This window comes from Carboxylicivirga sp., assembly GCF_982718395.1.
Genome location: NZ_CEXQWX010000001.1, coordinates 127,267 through 151,269, shown reverse-complemented (window position 1 = coordinate 151,269; position 24,003 = coordinate 127,267). Strand labels below are relative to the sequence as shown.

16 protein-coding genes are annotated in these 24,003 nt (G+C 38.8%); 12 read left to right on the top strand and 4 right to left on the bottom strand.

Going from position 1 to position 24,003, the window contains the following annotated elements; genetic code table 11:
- Positions 1-125 precede the first annotated feature (125 nt).
- From AC4MRQ_RS00615 to gdhA, 4 genes are all read left to right on the top strand, one after another.
- On the top strand, positions 126-4,343 hold the full coding sequence (locus AC4MRQ_RS00615; RefSeq protein ID WP_491195690.1) for a PEP/pyruvate-binding domain-containing protein: 4,218 nt from the start codon (positions 126-128) through the stop codon (positions 4,341-4,343).
- A gap of 37 nt (positions 4,344-4,380) precedes the next feature.
- Positions 4,381-4,947 (top strand): transposase, encoded by a 567-nt coding sequence (locus tag AC4MRQ_RS00610; protein ID WP_491195689.1) that lies wholly within the window; start codon positions 4,381-4,383, stop codon positions 4,945-4,947.
- 65 nt (positions 4,948-5,012) lie between these two features.
- Positions 5,013-8,024 carry a PEP/pyruvate-binding domain-containing protein gene (locus AC4MRQ_RS00605; RefSeq protein WP_491195688.1) on the top strand — a complete coding sequence of 1,004 codons (3,012 nt, stop codon included), beginning with the start codon at positions 5,013-5,015 and terminating at the stop codon, positions 8,022-8,024.
- Positions 8,025-8,043: 19 nt separating this feature from the next.
- Entirely contained in the window at positions 8,044-9,378 is a 1,335-nt protein-coding gene (gene gdhA / locus AC4MRQ_RS00600) for an NADP-specific glutamate dehydrogenase (protein WP_491195687.1), read from the top strand.
- A gap of 580 nt (positions 9,379-9,958) precedes the next feature.
- On the opposite strand, the gene AC4MRQ_RS00595 is transcribed toward gdhA, so the two are convergent.
- Positions 9,959-10,429, bottom strand: coding sequence for a hypothetical protein (locus tag AC4MRQ_RS00595; RefSeq protein WP_491195686.1), 471 nt, complete (start codon positions 10,427-10,429; stop codon positions 9,959-9,961).
- 182 nt (positions 10,430-10,611) lie between these two features.
- Here AC4MRQ_RS00595 and AC4MRQ_RS00590 point away from each other — a divergent pair, with 182 nt between their 5' ends.
- The 3 genes from AC4MRQ_RS00590 (at position 10,612) to AC4MRQ_RS00580 (ending at position 12,719) form a co-directional block, all read left to right on the top strand.
- Positions 10,612-11,232, top strand: coding sequence for a DUF4136 domain-containing protein (locus AC4MRQ_RS00590; protein WP_491195685.1), 621 nt, complete (start codon positions 10,612-10,614; stop codon positions 11,230-11,232).
- A 34-nt stretch (positions 11,233-11,266) separates the two neighbouring features.
- Positions 11,267-11,860, top strand: a complete 594-nt coding sequence (locus tag AC4MRQ_RS00585; RefSeq protein WP_491195684.1) for an outer membrane beta-barrel protein — start codon at positions 11,267-11,269, stop codon at positions 11,858-11,860.
- A gap of 418 nt (positions 11,861-12,278) precedes the next feature.
- Positions 12,279-12,719, top strand: coding sequence for an Hsp20/alpha crystallin family protein (locus tag AC4MRQ_RS00580; RefSeq protein WP_491195683.1), 441 nt, complete (start codon positions 12,279-12,281; stop codon positions 12,717-12,719).
- 213 nt (positions 12,720-12,932) lie between these two features.
- Here the strand turns inward: AC4MRQ_RS00580 and AC4MRQ_RS00575 are convergent, their stop codons facing one another.
- Both AC4MRQ_RS00575 and AC4MRQ_RS00570 read right to left on the bottom strand, forming a co-directional pair.
- A complete protein-coding gene (locus AC4MRQ_RS00575; RefSeq protein WP_491195682.1) occupies positions 12,933-13,988 on the bottom strand; it encodes a PorP/SprF family type IX secretion system membrane protein in 1,056 nt (351 codons plus the stop codon).
- On the bottom strand, positions 13,988-18,376 hold the full coding sequence (locus tag AC4MRQ_RS00570) for a PKD domain-containing protein (protein ID WP_491195681.1): 4,389 nt from the start codon (positions 18,374-18,376) through the stop codon (positions 13,988-13,990). Before AC4MRQ_RS00570 ends, AC4MRQ_RS00575 begins: the two co-directional genes overlap by 1 nt.
- Before the next feature lie 304 nt (positions 18,377-18,680).
- Between AC4MRQ_RS00570 and AC4MRQ_RS00565 the strand changes: the two genes are divergently transcribed.
- Positions 18,681-19,592 (top strand): proline dehydrogenase family protein, encoded by a 912-nt coding sequence (locus AC4MRQ_RS00565; RefSeq protein ID WP_491195680.1) that lies wholly within the window; start codon positions 18,681-18,683, stop codon positions 19,590-19,592.
- A gap of 73 nt (positions 19,593-19,665) precedes the next feature.
- Here AC4MRQ_RS00565 and AC4MRQ_RS00560 read toward each other — a convergent pair whose 3' ends face one another.
- Positions 19,666-20,961 (bottom strand): MATE family efflux transporter, encoded by a 1,296-nt coding sequence (locus AC4MRQ_RS00560; RefSeq protein ID WP_491195679.1) that lies wholly within the window; start codon positions 20,959-20,961, stop codon positions 19,666-19,668.
- 206 nt (positions 20,962-21,167) lie between these two features.
- Between AC4MRQ_RS00560 and AC4MRQ_RS00555 the strand changes: the two genes are divergently transcribed.
- The 4 genes from AC4MRQ_RS00555 to AC4MRQ_RS00540 all read left to right on the top strand — a co-directional run bounded on the left by AC4MRQ_RS00555 (position 21,168) and on the right by AC4MRQ_RS00540 (position 23,985).
- Entirely contained in the window at positions 21,168-21,770 is a 603-nt protein-coding gene (locus AC4MRQ_RS00555) for a superoxide dismutase (RefSeq protein WP_491195678.1), read from the top strand.
- Between the two features lie 128 nt (positions 21,771-21,898).
- Positions 21,899-22,471: a superoxide dismutase gene (locus tag AC4MRQ_RS00550; protein ID WP_491195677.1), complete on the top strand. Its 573-nt coding sequence runs from the start codon at positions 21,899-21,901 to the stop codon at positions 22,469-22,471.
- A gap of 99 nt (positions 22,472-22,570) precedes the next feature.
- Entirely contained in the window at positions 22,571-23,134 is a 564-nt protein-coding gene (locus AC4MRQ_RS00545) for a nitroreductase family protein (protein ID WP_491195676.1), read from the top strand.
- 131 nt (positions 23,135-23,265) lie between these two features.
- Entirely contained in the window at positions 23,266-23,985 is a 720-nt protein-coding gene (locus AC4MRQ_RS00540) for a hypothetical protein (RefSeq protein WP_491195675.1), read from the top strand.
- Positions 23,986-24,003 lie beyond the last annotated feature (18 nt).

Below are 24,003 nucleotides of genomic sequence, written 5' to 3'. Positions count from 1 at the left end.
AATATTCAGAAAACATCATTCGCAAGTTTTTCCTTTTCTACAGATAGCAAGGTATCTTAAAGATTAATTATCCATCAGGCACTTGTTATCCTTTTTACGTAACTTATAGCTTTATCATTTTGATCATGACCAAGCTATCACATCAAATTTCTTTATCGGATAAGAGTTCACAGCGAGTGCTGCAAACCATGAATCTCTTACTTGATATTATTGAGTTGGAAAATCCCATTGACGAAACCATTGAAGAGATTGTTTATTCATTGGGGAAAGGATTTACTTACCAGGATATCAGTATTCGAATCCGATACAAATCAATAGAGTATCAAACCAATACCATGCCGGAGACCAGCGCTGTTTTGACCGAACGCTTTTCTACCATTGATGGAGGTAAAGGAGTTATTGATGCTTTTTATACAGAGGCACATCCCAACATGGATGAGGGGCCTTTTTCCAGAGATGAACGCTCATTACTTAATCAACTGGCACGATTGTTAACTGGTTTTATCAACCGGATTGTGGCCGAGCGAAATCATTCAGAATCGGTAGAGCGCCTGAAAGAATTATCGACCATTAATCGCACTACTCGTATTATTAATGAAGGAAAGTCAATTGATGATGTGCTTCAGCAGATCGTCTTTGTATTGCCTTTAGGCTGGCAATATGCCGAATACACTGTTGCACGCATCACCTTTGGGGATAAAACTTACCAAAGTGAGTACTTCAGCGAGACCGAATGGGTACAAACCCAACGTTTTCAGACTATTGACGGACAGCTTGGTTCCATTGATGTATTCTACACAAAGCGCTTCCCTTCACTGAATAATGATCCTTTTCTGGCAGAAGAACGGGATCTGCTCATTAATTTATCAAGACTCATAACTGATTTTTTAAACAGTCATTTGGCCGCTCTGGAAAAGCAGGAACGACAGGAACGGGTAAAAGAACTTCAAACAATTAATGAAACATCAAAGATTATTGCCTTAAAAATGCCGATTGACTATACTCTAAGCCATATTGTTGAGAAGATACCGGCAGGTATGCAACATCCTGAATATTCTGTGGCCCGAATAACCTTTGAAGGTCAGGAGTACCTTAGCCCCAGCTTTATAGAAAGTCCTTGGTTGTTACGTCATTCTTTTGAAACAATTGAGGGTAAGAAGGGAGCCATAGAAATATTTTACCAAACTGAGTTGGCAAAAACACAGGAAGAGCTGTTTCTAAATGAAGAAAATGACCTGATAAAAAACCTGTCACATTTGGTAGTCGGCTACCTCAATGGTGTTGAGGCACGCAGCTTGATGGAGCAGGTAAGAAGACCTATGTCTCCTCCTCCTGATCATCGTTTAACATCAGAGAAAACTGAACCTCAACAGACCAGTAAGCATCTATTGCAAAATTTTATGCACCGCAATAATGCTGCCCGTGATATTTACCACGATCTGATGCCCTTCAAAGTCAAAGAAATTCTTTTGGTTGCAACTCTTTACGATGCCTACGCTATTGAAAACGAAGGCCGCTTTACCGAACAGGTGATGGGTGGTTTTTATCATCTGCATCTAACCCAGGTGCCCAGGGTAACAGGTGTTACCACCTACAACGAAGCAATGGCGAAGCTGAATGAAAAACACTTCGACCTGATAATTGTAATGGTTGGCGTTGAAAAGAAGTCGCCAATGGCACTTAGCCAAATGGTAAAAAAAGAGTTTCCTTACATTCCGATTTTCATGCTATTAAATAACGATGGCGATATACCTTATTACCAGGCACGACAGCGCGAATTGGGAGTGCTGGATGAGATATTCGTCTGGAATGGTGATCCCAAGGTCTTCTCATCAATGGTTTTTCATTTAGAAGATAAAGTGAATGTAGAAAATGATACAGAAATTGGACTGGCAAGAGTGATTCTGTTAGTTGAAGACTCAGTGCGTTACTACTCCAAGTATTTACCCTTGTTATATGCCAGTGTGCTGGAACAAACCAAACGTTTGATTGATGATGTAAAAGAGGATGAGCTTTATGCTGTTCTTCGCTTAAAGGCACGTCCGAAGATTTTACTGGCTCGTACCTATGAAGAAGCCCTTGAAATATTTGAAAAATACCGAGACTATCTCTTGTGTTTGATTTCAGATGTTGAATTTTCCAGAAACGGACGATTGGATGCCAATGCCGGATTCGAACTGGTGAATTACGTTAAAACACAAATTAAAGACTTACCGGTTATATTGCAATCATCTAAAATAGAATACTCGCAGGATGCCTATGAACTAAAAACAGTCTTTATCAATAAATACTCCGAAAGCCTTATTCAGGATATCAAGACATTTATCAGCCACTACCTTGGCTTCGGTAATTTTGTCTACAAAGATGCACACGGACGAACCATTGCAGTTGCCCGTAATCTGAAGGAGTTTGAACGCACCATGCGTAAGGTTCCTGCCGAATCCATTGTTTATCATGCCCGAAAAAATCACTTCTCATTATGGTTGATGGCCAGGGGTGAGATTAAAATTGCCCGCAAAATTGCGCCTTACAGGATATCTGATTTTGATGATGCCGAACATATCAGAAGCTACCTGCAGGAAGTTATCACCAGGCATCGTGAAGAAAAAAACCAAGGCAAGGTGATTGATTTCGACGAAATTGATACCATTGATGACACCAATATTGTGCGCCTGTCTGGTGGTTCCCTAGGAGGAAAAGGTCGTGGTTTATCATTTATCAATACTCTTCTTTTTAATTTTGATTTTGGAACCTATGTTAAAGGCATCAACATTCGTACACCTAAAACCACAGTGATTGGAACCGATGAGTTTGAGATGTTCATGGATCGGAACAACTTTCGCGAACTCATCTTCCGTAACCTGAGTTATCATCAGATAAAAAAAATATTTCTTGACGGAGAATTGTCTTTAAGCCTGATTCAGCGCTTAAAACGCTTATTAACTATCTTTACCGAACCAATTGCGGTACGCTCATCAGGTCTATTGGAAGATAGTCAGAAGCAACCTTTTGCCGGTGTATTCGAAACTTATTTATTACCCAACAATGCTGAAAGTATTGAGGAACGACTGACCGAATTGTGTAATGCGGTCAGATTGGTATTTGCCTCTGTGTTCAGTGACAACGCCCGTGCATTCACCGAAGCTGTTGATTTTAAAATTGAGGAGGAAAAAATGGCTGTCGTCATCCAGGAAGCTGTAGGAAAAAAATATGATGATGTGTTTTATCCACATATCAGTGGTGTTGCTCAATCCTACAATTATTATTCCTTTGGTCATATGAATCCCGAAGATGGATTTGCCGTAATGGCACTGGGTTTCGGTAAATATGTGGTTGATGGAGAAAAGGCTCTGCGTTTCTGCCCAGTTTATCCTGATTTGGATAATAATTCGGCCAAGGATATGTTCAAGAATTCGCAAACTGAGTTTTATGCCATCGATCTCAAAAAGAAAAATCTGAACTTGCTGGAAGGCGAAACTGCCGGATTAACCCGATTGGATCTTTATGAAGCCGAGAAGCACAGAACCTTAAAGCATCTGGCATCTGTTTATAACCCGGATAACAATACCATTGAGACAGGACTGGCAAGTGATGGGCCACGTATCATTAATTTTGCCGATATTCTTAAATACAATTACATCCCATTACCCAAAGCCCTAGAAGTGATATTAGATGTGGTGAAGGAGGCTATGGGGGCACCTGTTGAAATCGAGTTTGCAGTTGATCTGACAAAAGATAAAGATGGCAATGCCAGTTTTTATTTATTGCAGATCAAACCATTATTAGGCGGGGCGCAAAACTATAGTATCAATATGGAGAGCGTCAATCAGGAAAAGGTGATTCTGCAATCAAGTCAAAGCATGGGTAATGGTAAAAACAAGACTATATTTGATCTGATATATGTAGATACAGCTACCTTCGATAAATCTAAAACCAGAGGTATGGTGGCAGAGATTGAAAGCCTGAACGCCAAAATGAAACAGACCAACCGTCAATACATTCTCATTGGTCCCGGGCGATGGGGAACGCGTGATCCCTGGATCGGCATTCCTGTTACCTGGACACAGATTTCACAGGCTAAAATGATTGTGGAAACTGATTTGGAGAATTTCCCGCTGGAAGCTTCAGGAGGATCACACTTCTTCCACAATGTAACTACCATGCAGGTTGGCTACTGCTCTGTTGTTGGTGGTGACGAGCAATCATTTATCAAATGGGATGAGTTAAGTAAGGCTGAATTGATTGAACAAACTAACTATTTCAGACATATTCGTTTTAAACAGCCTCTGATTTTACGGATGGATGGCAAAAAACGAAAAGCAATTGTTACCTTGGGTAGGTAGATTTTAGATGCTGATACATCATTATAGAATTACCTAAATGAATACGAATATAAACATACAGCCTGACCGCTATTATCATATTTTCAATAAAGCCCGGAATGGAGAAAATCTTTTTCGGGAGCCTGATAATTATCGTTACTTTCTGGCACTGTACAGTAAATATATTGATTCAATTGCCGACACCTATTCCTGGGTGCTAATGCCTAATCATTTTCACTTTTTAGTAAAAATTAATAGAGAAGTTGCATCCAAAAAGCCATTTCAATATTGGTCAAATTTGTTTAATGCATATACCAAAGCATTCAATAAAAAATATAATAGAATAGGGCCCTTGTTTGTAAGTCCATATAAGCGAATTGAAATAAGTTGCTTGAATCAGTTTAAGAATGTCATACACTATATTCATCGTAATCCAGTTCATCATGGATTTTGCGATCATATAATCGAGTATCCCTGGAGTTCATATCAAACAATTATCAGTGTTAAAGAAACAAAGCTAAAAAGAGATAATGTTGTTGGGTGTTTTGATGGAATTGATGGATTTATTTCGTATCATGACGACAATGTAGATTACCGAAGTATTGAAGATTTAATAAAAATATAGATCCTTAGACCTTAAGGTTTTAAAAACCTTAAGGTCTGCAATGGAGATCTGAAAGAAATAAAAGAATGACTAATTCTATAAATACACAACAAACATCTTATTTCTCCGATACGGCTTTTGGCCACCTGATGCAAAAAAGAATCCATAAAGTGCTGTTGATCTGCAGTGGATACGACGCCTTTATGCTTGATGAAGATGGCCGTATTGACGAGCAGATATTTAATGAATATGTGTCGCTTAACCTGCGTTATCCGCCGCAGTTTATCCATGTTGAAACCTCTGAGGAAGCATTAGCCATACTAGAAATCGAACAAATTGATTTGGTTATCACCATGTTGAGTATTGGTGGAATGGATCCGTTCTCGATGGCTAAAAAAGTAAAAGAAAGTTACGAGAGCATTCCCATTGTAGTTTTAACTCCATTCTCGCGCGAGGTGTCTGTGCGGATGAGTCGTGAAGATACAAGTGCCATCGACTATATTTTCTGCTGGCTGGGCAATGCAGATATTATGCTTGCCATTATAAAGCTGATTGAGGATGAGATGAATGTGGAGCATGATGTACAGGAAGTAGGTGTGCAAACCATCTTATTAGTCGAAGATTCTGTCCGGTTTTATTCAAGCTACCTGCCACTTATATACCGAATCATCTTAAAACAAGCCAAAAAATTTATGGATGAAGGCTTGAACGAACACCAAAAGATGATGCGGATGCGTGGACGCCCAAAAATCCTTTTGGCTCGTTCCTATGAAGAAGCTATTGAACTTTACGAAAAGTACGAAGAAAATATGCTGGGCATCATCTCCGATGTGTCATATAACAAAGGTGGCGTTAAAGATACAGAGGCGGGACTCAAGCTAGCCAAACACGTAAAGCAACGTAATAAATACATGCCATTTCTTTTGCAGTCATCCAACCGTAGTTTGGAGCAAAATGCCAAGGATTTAAAAGTTGCTTTCTTATTCAAACACTCTTCCTCTTTATTAAGGCGTCTGAAGCACTTTATTAATAAGTACCTGGCTTTTGGTGATTTTGTATTCGTCGATCCAAAAACCAGTGACGAAGTAGGTCGGGTAAGCAATTTGAAAGAATTGCAGGAACAATTGTTTCAAATTCCGGATGACTCGCTATTATATCATTTTCAACGCGACCATATTTCTAAATGGCTCAATGCAAGGGCTCTTTTTGCTGTTGCCGAGGTTATCAAATACCTTAAAGTTGAAGATTTCGCCAATCTGGAAGCGACGAAAAAGTTCCTGTTCGACACGATAGCCAACTTCCGTTACAGCAAGGCCCGCGGCATCATCGCTAAGTTTTACCGTGAAAAGTTCGACGAATATTTAACATTTACCCGAATTGGCGAAGGAACCATTGGCGGAAAAGCTCGTGGGCTGGCATTCCTCAACCTCCTGATAAAAAAATACAATGCTTTTCATGCCATTGACAATGTCATTGTCACAATACCAAGAACAGTCGTGCTTAGTACCGACGTGTTTGACGAGTTTATGGAAATCAATGAATTGTATCCGATTGCTCTTTCTGAAGTAAGCGATGAAGAAATACTGGATGCTTTTGTAAAAGCTAAACTGCCCGAACGAATACATGGTGATTTGCTAAAGTTTATTTCCATTGCACAGGGGCCGATAGCCGTCCGATCGTCAAGTGTATTGGAGGATAGCCATTATCAACCATTTGCCGGCATTTACTCCACGTATATGATTGCTAATCACGATAATGAAAATACAGTACTCGATCAGCTTTGCGATTCCATCAAATGTGTATATGCTTCAGCCTTCTATAATTCGAGCAAGCGGTATATGGAAGCCACTATGAATGTGATTGATGAGGAACGTATGGGTATCGTTTTACAGGAAGTGGTAGGTCAAAAACACGGTGATCTGTTTTATCCTACTATTTCCGGTGTTGGACGATCTGTTAACTTCTATCCGATAGAACCCGAAAAAGCTGAAGATGGAACTGTTAATGTGGCAATGGGACTTGGCAAACATATTGTTGAAGGAAGCGCCTCGTTGAGATTTTCTCCAAAGTATCCACAGAAGATACTACAACTGTCAAGCACCGATATGGCGGTAAGGGAAACACAAAAGAACTTTTTTGCCCTCGATTTAAAATCATCTAGCTTCCATCCCTCGGTAGATGATTCAATCAACATTGTAAAACTGGATTTGAAAACCGCCGAATCACATGGTACTTTAAGATGGCTAGGATCGGTATATGACTATAACAACCATATGATTCGTGATGGTTTAACAGCCAAAGGACTGCGTATTGTTACTTTTGCCAATGTACTTAAATACGATGCATTTCCATTGGCACCAATAATCAAAAATGTATTGGAGATCGGTCAAAAAGAGATGAATCAACCCGTTGAAGTCGAGTTTGCTGTCGACCTGCAAGGGGCTCCAGGTCATCCTCTGATATTCTATCTTTTACAAATACGACCAATCGTCGATTCCAAAGAGTCGATTTCCGAAAAGCTGGAAGAGGTGAAACCCGAAGATACGCTGATCTATTCAAAGTCTGCCCTGGGCAATGGAGTGATCGATGATATTAAGGACATTATTTATATAAAAACAGAAACTTTTAATCCGGCCAATAACACCAAACTGGTACCGATTATCGAAAAATTGAATGCTCCATTTCATGCCGGACAAAAATCTTATGTGCTGATGGGGCCGGGCCGTTGGGGTTCTCAGGATTCGTGGTTGGGAGTTCCGGTAAAGTGGACGCAGATATCAGCAGCTCGTGTCATAATCGAAACCGGATTAGAAAATTACCGGGTTGATCCCAGCCAGGGAACTCATTTCTTCCAGAATTTAACGAGTTTAAGAGTTGGGTATTTTACAGTAACGCCATCCATTGGTGATGGCTATGTCAATACCGAATTTCTGGATGCTTTGCCGGCTGTATATGAGGATGAATATATTCGACATGTTCAGTTACCAAATACCTGCAGCGTGAAAATCGACGGGCAAAAAGGAATTGGCGTTGTTCTTCCACCTGCAGACAAAGAACAAGATGACGATGATCCGTCATCAGATTATAATTTGCATTAATCACTTTATACGAAAGGCTATGAATTTAGATAAGTTCCTTCATCAGCTCCAACTTAACAACCCCAATGAACCAGAATTTATTCAGGGTGTAAGGTTGTTTTTTTCATCGGTTGCAGAGCGTATTCAAGACGATTTCAGGTTAAGCAATGCTGCTGTTTTGGAGCGATTAACAGAGCCTGACCGTGTGCTGATTTTTAAAGTACCCTGGCTCAATGATGAAGGAAAGGTAATTGTTAACAGAGGCTATCGTGTTCAGTATAATAATGCCCTGGGACCATATAAAGGTGGTGTGCGTTTTCATCCGGCACTGACTTTGGGTACAGTTAAAATGCTGGCATTTGAACAGGTTTTTAAGAACAGTTTAACAGCAATTCCGTTAGGTGGCGCCATGGGAGGTGCTAATTTCGATCCAAAGGGTAAGTCTGATGCTGAGATTATGCGTTTTTGTCAAAGTTATATCCTGCAACTATGGGATGTTCTTGGTCCTGATATTGATATCCTGGGCGGTGATATTGGTGTTGGCAGTCGTGAGATCGGGTACTTATTTGGGATGTATCGTAAACTCAGTCATCAGCATAGCGGAACATTCACCGGTAAATCACCAGATTGGGGAGGAACAAGATTAAAAGCTGAATCCAACGGATTTGGTGTAGTCTATTTCCTGAAATCCATGCTTGAGCATTATAACGATACATTGTCTGGTAAAACAATTACTGTATCAGGCTTTGGCAATATGGCACACGGAGTAATTAAAAAAGCCATTGCTCTTGGTGCTAAAGTCGTAACAATCTCCGGCCCCGATGGCTATATTTATGACCCCAACGGTATCGATAACGAGAAACTTGAGTACCTGATCGAGTTGCGAGCTACATCGCAAGATCTGGTTCGCCCCTACTCCATCGAATTTCCCGGAACAATGTATTACGAAGGCAAAAAGCCCTGGGAGGTCAAATGTGATATCGCCATACCTTGTGCCATCCAAAATGAGATTGGCGAAGGTGAAGCCCAAATGCTGATCGATAATAAATGCCAGTATGTTATTGAAGGAGCTGATCAATCGTGTACCGAAGAAGCCATTCAAACATTGACAGATAATAACCTACGCTATGTGCCAAGTAAAGCAACCAATGTAGGTGGAGTAGCTATCTCGGCACTGGAATTGGCTCAGAATAATATGAAAGTCAACTGGACGGATACCGAAATTGAACAGCGCTTGCAGGATATGGTGCAAAGAACCCACGAATTATGCCAGGTTCACGGACAGGAACCTAATAGTATTAATTACTTAAAAGGAGCCAATATTGCAGCATTCCATAGAGTTGCCGAAGCAATTATTGATCAGGGGGCAGTATAAAGATTTAAAAAACGAAAAAGTTAGTCTATTATTAACACCTTACCACTCGTCGTCCGACTAATAGATATTAATTCAATTTAGTCGGGCGACGAGTATTGCAATGAAGTTTACCGAACTTATCCGATGAATATTACTATATCGTTTATATTCATCGGATAAGTACTATAAGACCTTGTCAAATGACATTTTTGGGATAGATTTAGCCCAACAAGCCATACGAAATATTAAGCGACGTATAAAGTATATAGCGCGGCTTGTACAGAAAGTTCATCGACGTATATAGAAAATCTGTCGGAGTGTACGGAATATTTGTCAACCTGTACCGCATATCGTGCGAACTGCAGAGAATATTCAACGGTGTGTAAAGAATATGATACGGCGAGTACCGAAAGTCTGTCGGAGTGTATGGAAATTCGTGCGGAGTGTGCCGAAATTTCCAAGGCGAGTATCGAATATTAAGCGGAGTGTATAGAAAGTTAAAAATTACGGATGCGATCTTTATTCGTTTCGATGTAAATAAAGATCGCATCCGTATTAATTCCTGCCGCTATGCAGCATTAGTTAGTCATACTAAAACCATCTAATCTTTTGGCTTAATTAAAGGCATGCCTTCATTAAGAGTAGCAGCGATATGCGTATTGATGTAACTATCAATCTGGTAAAATTGTGATGCTACCTTTACACCCAGCTTTTTCTTATAAATTTTATAATACTTAAAGCGAACCTTCATGCGCTTATTATTACTTTTATTTAAAGCGATAATTTTTTTATCAAGCTCCTCCTTTGTTAACTCGCCACCTCTTTCTATCACTTGTTCAAGTAGTTTAAATCTCTGAACACTAATCGGCTTAACTTCCTCTTCATATTGGTCATAAATTTGCCAGAAGAGTTCATTTTGTGAAGTCTTTAATTCAATGTTCTGAGCAAAAAAAACTTTTATCTCTGATTTTAAGATTGAGCCAATTAAGCCAATTTCCTGATTCGTATTTTGTGCAGACGAGATGTTAATGGTTAATAACCCGATCGCCAATGAAAGTATTAATTTTCTCATAGTTTAAATTTCTTAAAGTTTAATTAGATCAAAAGTAAACCAAATTGGGGATATATTTGTTTCCTGTTTTAACTAATAATCTGAACAAAATTTGATTTTATCACATTAATTATGTGGAATAATTTAAAGCAAAGCAGCTAACCTTAAGTTATTTCATCTAACCTTAAAGTAATAAAAGTAACATGAAGACAAGATTTAATTTATTTGTAGCATTAGCACTTGTTTTTACAGTGTATGCCTGTTACCCCGGTGGGGCCGAGTTTGTAGATGAGCTGGACACGTCTATCTCTAAGTATGATCCTAAGTACAACTTTGATGATTTAGATGGTAAAACCTATTCTTTACCTGAAGAAATTTTACACATTGAGGATGGTGAAGAAGTGGAAGACCCGAAGCGTATTTACGATGAAGACATTTTGGATCAGATGAGAAGCGAACTTGGGAAATTAGGCATGGTCGAAGCTACTGCCGACACCAGTCTGGCTATTGCAATTGTTATAATTGAGCAAAATAACACTGGTGCTGCTTGGATTCCCGGCGGAGGCTGGTGGGGTGGTTGGTATCCCTGGTATCCCGGTTGGGGATGGGGCGGATATTACCCATGGTACCCTGTATACTACAGCTATAAAACAGGTTCTATTCTAATTGAGATGGGAGATTATGAGAGTCGTAGTTTTGATGATGAAACCATTCCATTAGTTTATTCAGGAGCTCTCGATGGATTATTACAGGGTGACAAAGAATACATAGGCGACCGCATTGAAAGAGGCATTGATGAATTATTCGATCAGGCGCCGTTTTAACTAACATTTACCTCAACTTATTAAATAGAAAGAAATGAAATTAGTAAAGTTTTTATTAATAGTTGCACTTGCAGTTGTTAGCTTAGAGGTAAGTGCTCAGTCGAAAACAAACGTATATTATAGTATGGCCTTACCAATGGGTGATACAAAAGATTATATTGATCCTGCCAGTTTCAGGGGAATGAACTTTGAGTTTGAAAGGTTTGTAAACCCAAGTATCGGCGTTGGTTTCCTTGTTGGATGGAATACATTTTATGAAGCTAAACCAAGGGATACTTATCCTCTAAGTAATGGAGCAATAACCAGTAATCAATACCGTTACTTAAATGCAATTCCGATCCAGGCGACAGGTAAATATTACTTTGCCGGCGATGATGCTGTTGTTCGTCCGTTCGTGGGATTAGCTGCAGGTACTTATTACATGGAACAGAGGGTCGATAATGGCTTGTTCTCGAGTAGTAACAAAGGGTGGACTTGGTCGTTGGCACCAAAAGCCGGTGTATTGGTACCGATTAATTACAAAGCGAGTCTGGCTATCAGCGTTGATTACAGTACCTCTTTTAAGTCATCTGACCTGAATAAACAAAACTGGTTAGGTATTAATATAGGTTTCAGCTGGGATTACTAGATTGAAAAATATTATTAACAAAAAAGCGAGAAGCTGTTCAGCTTCTCGCTTTTTTGTTTTCCACCCTATTTTAGAATTACCTAAAATATGTTTCCAGTAAAAAGAGGTTGCACAAGGCAACCTCTATACACACAGGAATTGTTGGGAGGAAAATAACTCTCATAACGCCCCAAAGGTCTTCTTTTAGTCAAAGCTTGCAGTTACCTCTTCGTTATTTCTAGTTTAAATTAAGATTACCTCTTGCAAAAATGGGATGATGTCAAAATGACCTTTATTTCATTAATAAAATGCCACATTGTCACTGTAACTGCGTATATAGCTGACTATCTGACACATATTTACAAATGGCATCATCATTGAACTATTGCAGTCAGAACAGAAAACAATTAAAAACTTAAAAATAATAGGAGATTTAATTATGAGACTAGTAAAATTTAACAACAGGTATCCACAAAGCGGTAGTTTATTAAACCATTTCTTTGGACACGAATTTTTGAATGATTCAGACCTTCTTAAAGGTGGTCAGTACTTCAATACACCCAAAGTGAACATTCAGGAAACTGACGATGCATTCAATATTGAAGTAGCAGCACCCGGGTTCAACAAAAAAGATTTCAATGTGGAGCTGGAAAACGGTCTATTAACCATTGAAGTATCGAAAGAGGAAAAGAAGGAAGCCAAAAATTATTCTCATTTCGAGTTTAACTACGGATCTTTTAAACGATCATTTACTTTACCAAAAGATAAAGTGAAAGAATCAAAAATATCGGCTAAGTACGAAAACGGAATCTTGAACATTCAGCTTCCTAAAAAAGAAGAAGCCAAAGCTAAACCAAAACGTTTAATTGATATTTTCTAATTAGTGGTAGTTTTTTCATAATGATGCTAAAAAGGCCTCCTGTTTGGAGGTCTTTTTTTATTGAATATTACGGATGTGATCTTTATTTAATTCACCATTCATTTCAAAATATTTGCCTGTATTAGAGCTATGAATAAGCTCACTTTTAAGATGATATAATAGGGATTCGATCTTTATAAGCATGGTGCAAATAAAGATCGAATCCGTAATGAATTAATACAACCTTCTTTTTTTCCTTGTATACTTACCTCCAATACTGTTTAGTGGATTAGCACTTTCGCTACATGGCACTGCAGGTCGTCGGCCACCGGTTCTGAAACGTGCTCGCTGATTAAACTCAAAAATTAGCGATAGCTCATGTGCCCCTGCAGTGGACCATCCTAGGCTTCCAATTGTGATGTCATAGCTGTAACCTACTCGTACAGGCCCCAAGTCATAAGCCAATAAAGCTATAATAGCATCCTGATTAACGGCGGAGCTTTCTTCTGCATTATTAAAAATAGGTAAGCCACGATACCAAACACCTATCTCAAGTGGCGAATTGTGCCAGTAAACTCCCAAATCAAATTGGTTAAATCTATCTTGTCGCTGGTATCTGAAACTGGCAGAAAAAGCTTTCTCCGATGTATTTCGTCTTCTCTCACGCCAAATATTCATTCCACCAAAAAGCACATATTTAAGCTCGGCTTTGGCATCTTCATTCATAAAAGTGTAATTGGGTTTGGCCAGATGATCTACCGTTAATCCAATCCAATATTTGGGGCTGTATAAAAATACCGAACTTGCTAAGTCAATATAATGCACCTGTTCATTCGAGAGCCGGCCAAATGATCCGCTACCTCCCCCTGATAAAGGCGGTTGATCGGGGAAAATTGCTTTAGAAAAATCTACCGCTTTGTTACCATATGCAAACTGAACGGCCGGGATAATTTGCCAATGATCAGATATGATTAAATTATAAGAATATTGAAAAGCGGCATTAGTAGTAGTTAATCCGGCACTCCCTGCCCGGTCTTGTATCAAATAAAATCCAATACCACTATTGAACTTTGAAAAGAAATTATCAAAGGAAACCGAATAGGTTGAAAAGGCCTTTGATACCTCAGGCCATTGATTCCTGTAATTAACAATCAGACGCCCGCCATCAGTTGCACCAGCCAGCGAAGGGCTTAAATACAATGGATTGGCATAGAACTGCGAAAAATGCGGATCTTGCGCCCGAACCACAACGCTGACGAATAACAATGCTATGTAGATTATCCTTTTCATTACCTGAATAGTGTTACATCACCTGTTTTAATTTCAATATTACCATTTGAATATTTGCAAGTAACCTTCCATATATAAACCCCTGCAGCACAAATTTTATCCATGTGGTAACCGTCCCATCCGATTTTGATGTCCTGACTTTCAAAGATTAACTCGCCCCATCGCGTATAAATTCGTAACTGATAATCTACGATGCCCTCGTGAACAAATGGATAGAATACAAAGTTATCCGGTGAACCAGGAATATATTGTCCCCCTGAAGAACCAGCCGGATTAGGGGTAAACGCATTTGGAAAATCAATGCTCCCGGCTTCCTCGGCAATAACAGCCTCCCGAATGACATGCTCGTCAGAACACCCCAGCTCATTTGTTACAGTTAAACGAACATCGTAGATACCTGTATTTTGGTAGGCATATTGAACAGAGTGCTCCGTAGAAGTATTACCATCACCAAAATTCCACAAATAGCTGGTTGCTCCTTCTGATTTATTAATAAACGAGACTGTTTCAGGTATTTTAATCTTAGGCGGCCGCACTTCAAAATCGGCCATGGGCGTATCGTATACATTGATCTCAACATGATCTGCCTCCACCAAACCACCCGGTCCTTCAGCCATAAGTTTTACCTTGTATTTGCCCGATGTGTGATAAGTATGAACAGGTTCTTTCTCCGAGGACACATTACCATCGCCAAAATCCCAGAAGAAGGTATGCGCATCCACCGTATTATTATAAAAATTCACTTCCAGTGGCGGACAACCTTCAACATCCGGACCATAATCGATTGCCGGAAGTGTAGGATAAATGGTCACGATTTGCCTTAATGAATCGCTGCAATTTTCTCCGTCAACTCTCAACCAGATTTCATATTCACCAGAGGCTGCATAAGTGTGTGAACTCGGATCTTTTAATACAGAAGAGGTTTCGTCACCAAATAACCATCGGTAATTCCACTTGTCTCCGTGGGTTGTGTTGGCTAATTGAACTGTGGATTTAGGCATTTGAAGTTCCTTGGGACTAACAGTAAATTCAGGAACCGGCCGCCTGTAAACTGTAACAGCCGTATAAGTGGTATCGCTGCAACCGTAAACTGATTCGGCAATCATCTCCACTTCATAATCCTGATCTACAAGTGTATTGTTGATATATTCGTTATGACCATTAAAGCTATTGGAAGTGTTACCATCGCCAAAGTTCCAGGTAAATTGACTAGCTCCAATGGAATTGTTTAACAAGCTTTCCATATAAGGCGTACATCCCTCTCCACCATCGGATATTGCGGCAGTTACCTTAGGAAATACATTAAGAAATTTAGATATTGAATCTTTACAACCATAATCGTTGGCAACAACTAACAAAGGTTGGAACGAGACAGTTGCTAATTCATGATTAACGTAAGTGTGTTTGATATCTTCACTATCATTGGTTGTAGTTTCTTCATCATCATCAAATATCCATTTGCTACTGGTCGCCCCGTCAGACATATTATTGAACTCAGCAATAAACGGAGAGCAACCTTCACTATTGGTCAAGGTAAAATTACTGACTGGTGAAGGAAATACTGTCACATTCATCTCGGAAGTATCGCGGCACCCAAAAACAGAACTCGTATATAACTTAATCGTGTAATCTTCTGGAGTGGATTCCTCATTTTCAAATACATGCGATGTAATATTGGCACCTTCAGCCGATTGACCATCACCAAAATTCCAGGTGTATGAGTATGCGCCAGGATCAGAAACCATTTCTACCAGTAGTGGATGGCATCCTTCTGACGGTGTTAACTCAAAATCGTAATTAATGAGGGGATACACAGTCACATAATTATCCAGGATATCACGACACCCATAATCATTGTGAGCTATTAATGTGGCCTTATATGATTGAACGTACTGTTCTTCATTTGTATAAATATGTTTTGCATCTTCTAAAGCACTTGCATCTCCATCACCAAATTGCCATTCGTAAATGGTGGCTCCTTCAGACTGATTTGTAAATTCAATTTCCAATGGACTACATCCCGGTTCGTCATTATATTCAAATTGTGCCAATGGGGCCGGTAATACTCTTAATTCTGAGTTCAAGGTATCAACACAACCAAAAGAATTGGAAGCAACCAGTTTAATTGTATAGTCTATTGGATCAAAGGTGTTATTGACGAATGTATGTTCAGGATCACTTTGATTGGATATATAGCCATCATCAAAATCCCAGAAATACGTATCGGCATCGGAGGATGTATTGTTAAAAGTAACTTCTATTGGACTACAAGATTCACCATCGAATGGACCTATAGAAGCAACTGGAATTGGGTAAAAGGTAATTTTGACAGTATCACCTGCCTGGCAACCGTTGTTATCTTCAACCCAGGCAAAACCATAAACTCCAGCCGTGTTAACTGATACTTCAGAAATACTTAAATCAGGATTGGCAAAAGAAGCTGCTCCCGGACCAAAAACTTGCTCCCAACGTCCAACTCCTATATCAGGAAAAGCCTGCAGAATATAAACGTAACCACACGTATCGGCATCATTTATAACTGATGGATCAGGCACCTGATTAAAGGCTATGTTTACATCATCACTATCAACACAACCGTTATTATCTTCAGTCCAGGTAAAAGTATAGCTGCCATAGGTATCCACAGTAACCTCAGTTAGTGGATCACTCGCGTCTGCAAAGTTCACAGCTCCCGGACCTGCATTGAGAGTCCACTGCCCACTACCAACCGACGGTATCGCATTAAGATCGTATATCAATCCACAAGCAATGGCATCATTCCCTGCATTACTAACAGGTTGTTCAGATACTGTAACGTATATACTATCTACATCTTCACAGCCATACGAGTCCCTAACTGTATACTGATAACCATAAACACCCGGCGTTGTGCTTGTAAAAATTGGATTCTCAGTATCTGTCGAAGATAATAAGTCGGTTCTGTCGCCACTCCATTGATGAAATACAAAAACACCAGAACCACCAACAGGGTTTGGTTCTAATGATTGCGAAATATCGGTACATAACTCCAGATTCTTATTAAGGAACCGGATACTTACCGAATCCACTTCAACAACTAAAGTGTCTTCATCGTAGCAACCATTATTATCTGTCACCCTGTATACTAACTCGTAAGTTCCTTCATTAACTGTTTCAAAGGAAGGATTAACAATCGCGGTGTTATTCAGTGGGCTGGTATCACCACTCCACAAGTGTGTATAAGGTATTAATCCCTGGCTGGGGTTACCATCTAAATCAAGCTGTGTTCCAGGACATAAATATGTTTCGGGTCCTGGAATAATATTAGCGAGAGGAGATTCTATCACCGTGATATCTATAAATCCAGTTGCACTACAGCTATTACCATCCTCTACATAATAGTCAATCCGGTGTGTTCCCGGTCCGGCAATGGAGGGGTCAAACTCGCCTGACCATTCATCTACAATACCCGTACCTGACCATTGCCCACCATCCGTAACAGGAGTTAATATAATTGGAGCATCGTTTTCACAAAAAGGACCCACAGGAGTAATACTACCATCCGGATCGTCAACAATCAGAACAATTGCAGTGGTAGTTACAGGAGGATATCCCTGATCGTAAGGATTACAATAATTCCAGTTGTTTAAGGTTACTTCAAATTCATCACCAACTGATCGGTTGTCAGGAACAAATATTGGTAAAGCTTCATTCCATGGAGCTGTTGGTGCAAGGATCGGTTCGGACGTAACATCTATTGATCCAACGTAAGGATAGGTTCTGACGACACCATTAACTCTTGCATTATCAATAAAGTTAGGTGCTCCATTATTGGTTCCGTAAATCCACTGTATCCATCTTTTATGGTTGTTTGGCAAGTCATCTTCATCAGGCGGGACACAATTCCATTGGCTATTGTCCATAAAGGTTACGCTGCCACTATTGCCGATACAAATTGGAAAAACGCGAGGATCAATAGCAATTTCGCCTCCATTCCTATCATCTCTATCCCAAACTATTACGGTTTCAGACCTTAACGAATTCTCGCAAACCACACCATTAACCACAATATACAACTCAGGATTATAGTGGCACTGATCACTATCATAGTCATGTGTTATGGTTGGGATTGACCATTTTTTGGCTGCAGCATCTACTAATTGTGCCTCAACATATTCAACATTGCCATCGTTCCAATCAAAAAGAAACTCTACGGTACTGCCACTAATATCTTCAGCAACAGTATAAAATGGTTCCCACTCAACAGTTACTGGCGCACATAAATTATAGGGTGTAAAAGGCCCTCCCCTGGTCAATACGTTAACATTGCACTCTTGCGATGCAACATTAATGAGAAGAGGATACAATAAACCCAGTGTTATTAAAATTGCTTTTATTTTACCGTCCATAAGCATTTTTAATATTCATTATCCTGTATGGTTAACAGGCACTAGTGATAATATCGTTTGTCTGCGTGTCTTATTGTTTATTGATATATGATTTATGTCATGATTAAACAGGATTAAATTAAAAGGTGAGTTTAGTCATTTTTTATATTCGAAAGTGTTTCAAAATTTACGATTCTGAATTCATAAACACTCCCTGGGAAATTAAAATATTGCTATCGACTTTTGTCGGTACTACGCATCGATTTGCCATTTGGTTCCGATAAATAGCAACTTTTTTAAAAAACTAACTAAAAGGAAATCTACAATGATGAATAAAATAATTGCAAGAACACTACCATATTTCCCGAAGAAATTTGTGTGGATTTTTTCGAAGAAATACATTGCAGGTGAGACAATTGACGAAGCAATTATAGCTTCGCAGCAACTGAATAATAATGGTATGCGTGTTACTGTCGATCTGCTTGGTGAGTTTATCACTAATATGGAGCAGGCAAAAAGTAATAAGGATGAATATCTGAATATAATCGAGCGCTTTGAGAAGGATAATATAAATGGTAACTACTCATTAAAACCCACCAGTTTTGGCTTATTAATCGATAAGGATACTTGTTATCAATATATAAGAGAGATAGTAGCGAAAGCAGCTTCGTACAATAACTTTGTGCGAGTTGACATGGAGGACTCAAAATGTGTGGATCTTGAAATTGAATTGTTCCGAAAGCTAAAAGCTGAGTTTCCAAAAAATGTTGGATTGGTTTTCCAGGCCTACCTCAAACGTACTATGTCTGATCTGGAATCTTTAATGGATATTCATACAGAAGAAACTCCTATTAATTACCGCTTGTGTAAAGGTATTTATGTAGAGCCAAAGGAGATTGCCTACAAAGAATATGGCGAGATTAATGATCATTACCTCAAAGATTTGGAATACTTACTAAAGAACAAGGTTTATGTTGGTATTGCCACTCATGACAGAAAGCTTGTTGAAGGGGCCATCAAGATGATTAAGAAGAATGATATCCCCGACAATCAATTTGAATTTCAGATGTTATATGGGGTAACGCCAGAATTACGTAAGGAAATTTTAAGTCAGGGCTATAAAATGCGTGTGTATGTACCTTACGGAAAGGATTGGTTTGGATATAGCACCAGACGCTTAAAGGAAAATCCTAAAATGGCCAACCATATTATCAAATCTATTTTTGTAAAAGGATAAACAACGAACCTTTAATACAAATTCCTTTGGCATCCTTATTCAGTAAGGGTGCCATTTTTTTGTAAGATGATGCTTATTGCCTGAAAATCTTTAGCTGCTTGTAAAAGAACGTTTGAAAAACACCTCGTCCCAGCATAAAACAATTCATTGCCAGCCAAAGTGAATGATTGCCCAATCCTTCTTTTAATGTAAAGAAGAGAGCAAAGAAAATCATTGTTGCCATTAACATAGTGTTCCGCATCAATCGTGAAGCTGTGGCGCCAATATATATACCATCCCATATAAAGGAAGAAAAGCCAGTTAACGGTAAAATCATTAACCATGGCAAGTATTCCAGAGCTACTTCAATTACATCTTCCTGGTTGGTAAATAATAATAAAAGATACCGACCTAAACCCGCGTACACAACAACAAATATTAAAGCGAAAGATAGTCCCCATGCAAATAAATAGCGAGTGGCTCTTTTAACTTCAGGAATGTTTCTTCCACCGGTGAATTTACCCACCAGTGCTTCGGCAGCATAGGCAAAACCATCTAAAAAGTAAGAGAATAAAAACAAAAACTGAAGAAGTGCACTATTAGCTGCCAGTATTAAGTTTCCAGTTCCTGCTGACTTAGAAGTAAAGAATGTAAATACAACAATAATGCAAAGAGTACGAAGAAAGATATCACCACTAACATCTAAAAAACGTAATAGGCCAGTTTTGTCAAGTACTTCCTTTATTTGAAATTCTTTTAGTATATAATGATACCTTTTAAGGAATAGCACTATTGATAACAAAAAGCCAACCACATTCGCCACCACAGATCCCAGTGCCACGCCTTCAACCTTCATTCCCAAAACTTTGACAAAAATGAAGGAGGAAACAATATTGACTGCATTTATTATGATTGAAATAATCATTGGATAAATGGCATTTTGCATACCCAAAAACCAACCATTAATTACCATTAGGGATATTGCCAAAGGAGCAGCCCATATCCGCACATAAAAATAGTCGCTTGCCAAAGCTTTTACTTCAGGAGTTCCTTCAAGAATTTTCAAACTTAAACTGACTATACCTTCTTGTAATAAAAGCAAAAGTATGCCTGCGGTGACTGATAAAAATAAACCACGAAATAGCATCATTGCCATTTCATTGGTATTCTTACTTCCATATGCCTGAGCAGCCATTCCACTAATACTCATCCGAAGAAAAGCAAAACCCCAGTACACAAAGTTGAAAATGACGCCACCTAAAGCCACTGCTCCCATAAAAACAGAAGAATCCTGATAACCCATCAGGTGCATATCCACCATACCCAGTAATGGTATGGTTAGGTTGGTAAGTATATTGGGTATAGCGAGTTTAAGTATACTTTTATTCATATGGTGCGAATGATAGCACGAAGATAACTTTATTTGTCAAATCTCATAATGAAAATTAAGTACCTATTAATTAAGCTTTTCGACGATTAATTTTATTTATTTAGAAATAAAAGATGAAATTATCTTCATTTTATTTGGACTAATTCCAAATAGTTTTTAGTTTTGAATCGTCATTCTAATTTTAAACTTTTGAAAGAATTATAAATATGGCATTTGAATTACCAAAGCTAGAATATGCATACGACGCATTAGAACCACACATCGATGCACGTACAATGGAAATACACCACACCAAACACCACGCAGCCTATACTAATAATCTTAATGCGGCTGTTGAAGGATCTGAATTAGCAGGACAAAGTATTGAAGAAATATTAGCTAATATTTCTAAACAATCAGTTGCCGTTCGTAATAATGGTGGTGGTTTTTACAATCATAACCTTTTTTGGACTGTGATGTCACCAAACGGAGGTGGAGAACCTACTGGTGAATTGGCTGATGCCATTAACAAAGCTTTTGGTTCTTTTGACGCGTTTAAAGAATCTTTTAATAAAGCTGCAGCAACACGTTTTGGATCAGGATGGGCCTGGTTAGTAAAACAAAACGATGGTTCACTTGTTGTTACATCAACAGCTAATCAGGATAATCCTTTAATGGATATTGCTGATGTAAAAGGAACTCCAATTTTAGGATTGGATGTTTGGGAGCATGCTTATTACTTACACTATCAAAATAGACGTCCCGATTATATTGGCGCGTTCTGGAATGTTGTCAATTGGGACGAAGTAACAAGACGTTTTAAAGTTTAGTTTGTTCATTTTGTCTGGGAAAAAAGGGAATTCAAACGTGAGTTCCCTTTTTGTTTTTTTAAAGTTTCTGAAAACATAAAATTGCTAAGTTTGTTTAATCCCCAGACAATAATTTAAAACAGACAAATATGAGCTTTGAATTACCACAATTACCGTATGCATTAGATGCATTAGAGCCTGTTATCTCAAAACGTACAATGGAGTTTCACTATGGAAAACATCATCAGGCTTACGTTAACAATCTTAATAATCTGGTAAAAGGAACTGAATTTGAGAATGCTGATCTTGAAACTATTGTTAAAAAATCAGAAGGAGGTATTTTCAATAATGGTGCACAGGTATGGAATCATACATTCTACTTTATGTCATTCAAACCAAATGGTGGAGGTGAGCCTAAAGGCGCTTTAGCTGAAGCTATCAATGCATCGTTTGGTTCATTTGAGAAGTTTAAAGAAGAATTTTCAGCTGCTGCTGCTACCTTATTTGGTTCTGGTTGGGCCTGGTTGGTTAAGAAAGAAAACGGTTTAGCCATCGTTAAAGAAAGTAACGCGGGCAATCCTCTTCGCAATGGTTTAACCCCAATTCTGACATGCGATGTATGGGAGCATGCCTACTATCTTGATAAACAAAACCTTCGTCCAAAATACATCGAAGAGTTCTTTAGTATCCTTGACTGGGATGTGGTTTCGGCCAGATATTAGTAAGTAAAATATAGAGGATTAGAGCGAGACTTTATACATTTTTTGTATCTTAAGTCTCGCTTTTTTATACCCTATAAACAATAACTAAAAATAGATTTTATGCTTAAAGATTTGATTCTTAAGAACCGGAGTTACAGGCGCTTTCATCAGGATGAAAAAATTGAGGTTGAGACTTTACATGAGTTAGTCGATTTAGCGCGTTTATCTCCTTCTGCACGTAATGCCCAACCCCTGAAATACTTTTTATCCAATACTCCTGAGCTTAATGATAAGATATTTCCACACTTATCATGGGCAGGTTATCTTAAAGATTGGAAAGGTCCTGAAAAAGGTGAGCAGCCCGCAGCTTACGTAATTGTTTTAAATGATACTGATATATCAGCCAATTATTTTTGTGATGATGGTATTGCTTCACAAAGTATTTTGTTGGGTGCAGTAGAAAAAGGATTAGGTGGATGCATTATCGGGTCTCTTAATCGCTTACAATTACAACGTGAGTTGCGATTATCTGATAACTTGAAGATCGTTCACATTATTGCCTTGGGTAAACCTAAAGAAGAAGTGACAATTGAGGAAATGAAAGAAGACGACATCAAGTACTGGCGCGATGTGCAGCAGATTCACCACGTGCCAAAAAGAAATTTAAAAGACATTATTGTATAAACTTTGAATGTTGAACATAGGCCCGGTGTTATCATTAGCACCGGGCTTTTATTTGGCTTGAATCCAACCAAATGCTTCTTTTGTTTGTTAGTAAATGGTAAACGTGATTACTAACCTGAAAGTAAAACACTATGAAAAGTCAGATCATTATCGCCTTATTGTTTGTCTTCATATCTGTGAGTATGTTTTCACAGAACCAAAGAAATGATTCCATACGTATAACCGGCGTTGTATTTGAGATGGACAGCCTGAGCGAATTACCTTACTCGAAATTTAATGTTGAGAAAAAAGATTTCTTGTCTGACGATAAAGGGCGTTTTTCCTTTTGGGCGCGTCAGGGTGAAGTAGTACGTTTTACACACCTGGGATTTAAAGATACTTACATTCAAATAAACGACTCATTACGCCACAGAAACTACATGGTAGGTGTCTTTTTGGCAAGAGACACATTCTTAATTAGTGAGGTTATTGTTATGCCACGATACGAGAACCTATCATTGCAAGCACGAACAATGCCGTTAGTCATAAGGCCGGAAATGGCCTATGCGACCAATAATGTTCGATCATCTACTCGTCAGGCACTCACGCAAACACCTCTAAAAATGGATGCAGAAATGAATCATCGTATGGTGTTACAAGAACATACCTGGAGTACAATCTATAAAACACAAATACCTCCGAGCAGTACATTTGGAGTGACATCGGAAAATATGGCTCAAATGCGTCTTTTCTTACCTAAAGACAAACAAAAGGTAATGGAAATAACTCAACAACCATTGAACCGAAACGAATTGGACTTAATACTCAGGCTCTATGAAGAGCGAGCCCAAAAGAACGCTCCAATTCCATAAGACTGAGAAATTCGAAGG

Excerpts from the sequence above, each read along its gene's own strand:
- AC4MRQ_RS00580 (WP_491195683.1), top strand. The coding sequence starts at position 12,279 with ATGAGACTAGTAAAATTTAACAACAGGTATCCACAAAGCGGTAGTTTA.
- AC4MRQ_RS00585 (WP_491195684.1), top strand. The coding sequence starts at position 11,267 with ATGAAATTAGTAAAGTTTTTATTAATAGTTGCACTTGCAGTTGTTAGC.
- AC4MRQ_RS00610 (WP_491195689.1), top strand. The coding sequence starts at position 4,381 with ATGAATACGAATATAAACATACAGCCTGACCGCTATTATCATATTTTC.
- AC4MRQ_RS00550 (WP_491195677.1), top strand. The coding sequence starts at position 21,899 with ATGAGCTTTGAATTACCACAATTACCGTATGCATTAGATGCATTAGAG.
- AC4MRQ_RS00565 (WP_491195680.1), top strand. The coding sequence starts at position 18,681 with ATGATGAATAAAATAATTGCAAGAACACTACCATATTTCCCGAAGAAA.
- AC4MRQ_RS00575 (WP_491195682.1), bottom strand. The coding sequence starts at position 13,988 with ATGAAAAGGATAATCTACATAGCATTGTTATTCGTCAGCGTTGTGGTT.
- AC4MRQ_RS00595 (WP_491195686.1), bottom strand. The coding sequence starts at position 10,429 with ATGAGAAAATTAATACTTTCATTGGCGATCGGGTTATTAACCATTAAC.
- AC4MRQ_RS00560 (WP_491195679.1), bottom strand. The coding sequence starts at position 20,961 with ATGAATAAAAGTATACTTAAACTCGCTATACCCAATATACTTACCAAC.
- AC4MRQ_RS00545 (WP_491195676.1), top strand. The coding sequence starts at position 22,571 with ATGCTTAAAGATTTGATTCTTAAGAACCGGAGTTACAGGCGCTTTCAT.
- AC4MRQ_RS00590 (WP_491195685.1), top strand. The coding sequence starts at position 10,612 with ATGAAGACAAGATTTAATTTATTTGTAGCATTAGCACTTGTTTTTACA.
- AC4MRQ_RS00605 (WP_491195688.1), top strand. The coding sequence starts at position 5,013 with ATGACTAATTCTATAAATACACAACAAACATCTTATTTCTCCGATACG.
- AC4MRQ_RS00540 (WP_491195675.1), top strand. The coding sequence starts at position 23,266 with ATGAAAAGTCAGATCATTATCGCCTTATTGTTTGTCTTCATATCTGTG.
- AC4MRQ_RS00555 (WP_491195678.1), top strand. The coding sequence starts at position 21,168 with ATGGCATTTGAATTACCAAAGCTAGAATATGCATACGACGCATTAGAA.
- AC4MRQ_RS00615 (WP_491195690.1), top strand. The coding sequence starts at position 126 with ATGACCAAGCTATCACATCAAATTTCTTTATCGGATAAGAGTTCACAG.
- gdhA (WP_491195687.1), top strand. The coding sequence starts at position 8,044 with ATGAATTTAGATAAGTTCCTTCATCAGCTCCAACTTAACAACCCCAAT.
- AC4MRQ_RS00570 (WP_491195681.1), bottom strand. The coding sequence starts at position 18,376 with ATGGACGGTAAAATAAAAGCAATTTTAATAACACTGGGTTTATTGTAT.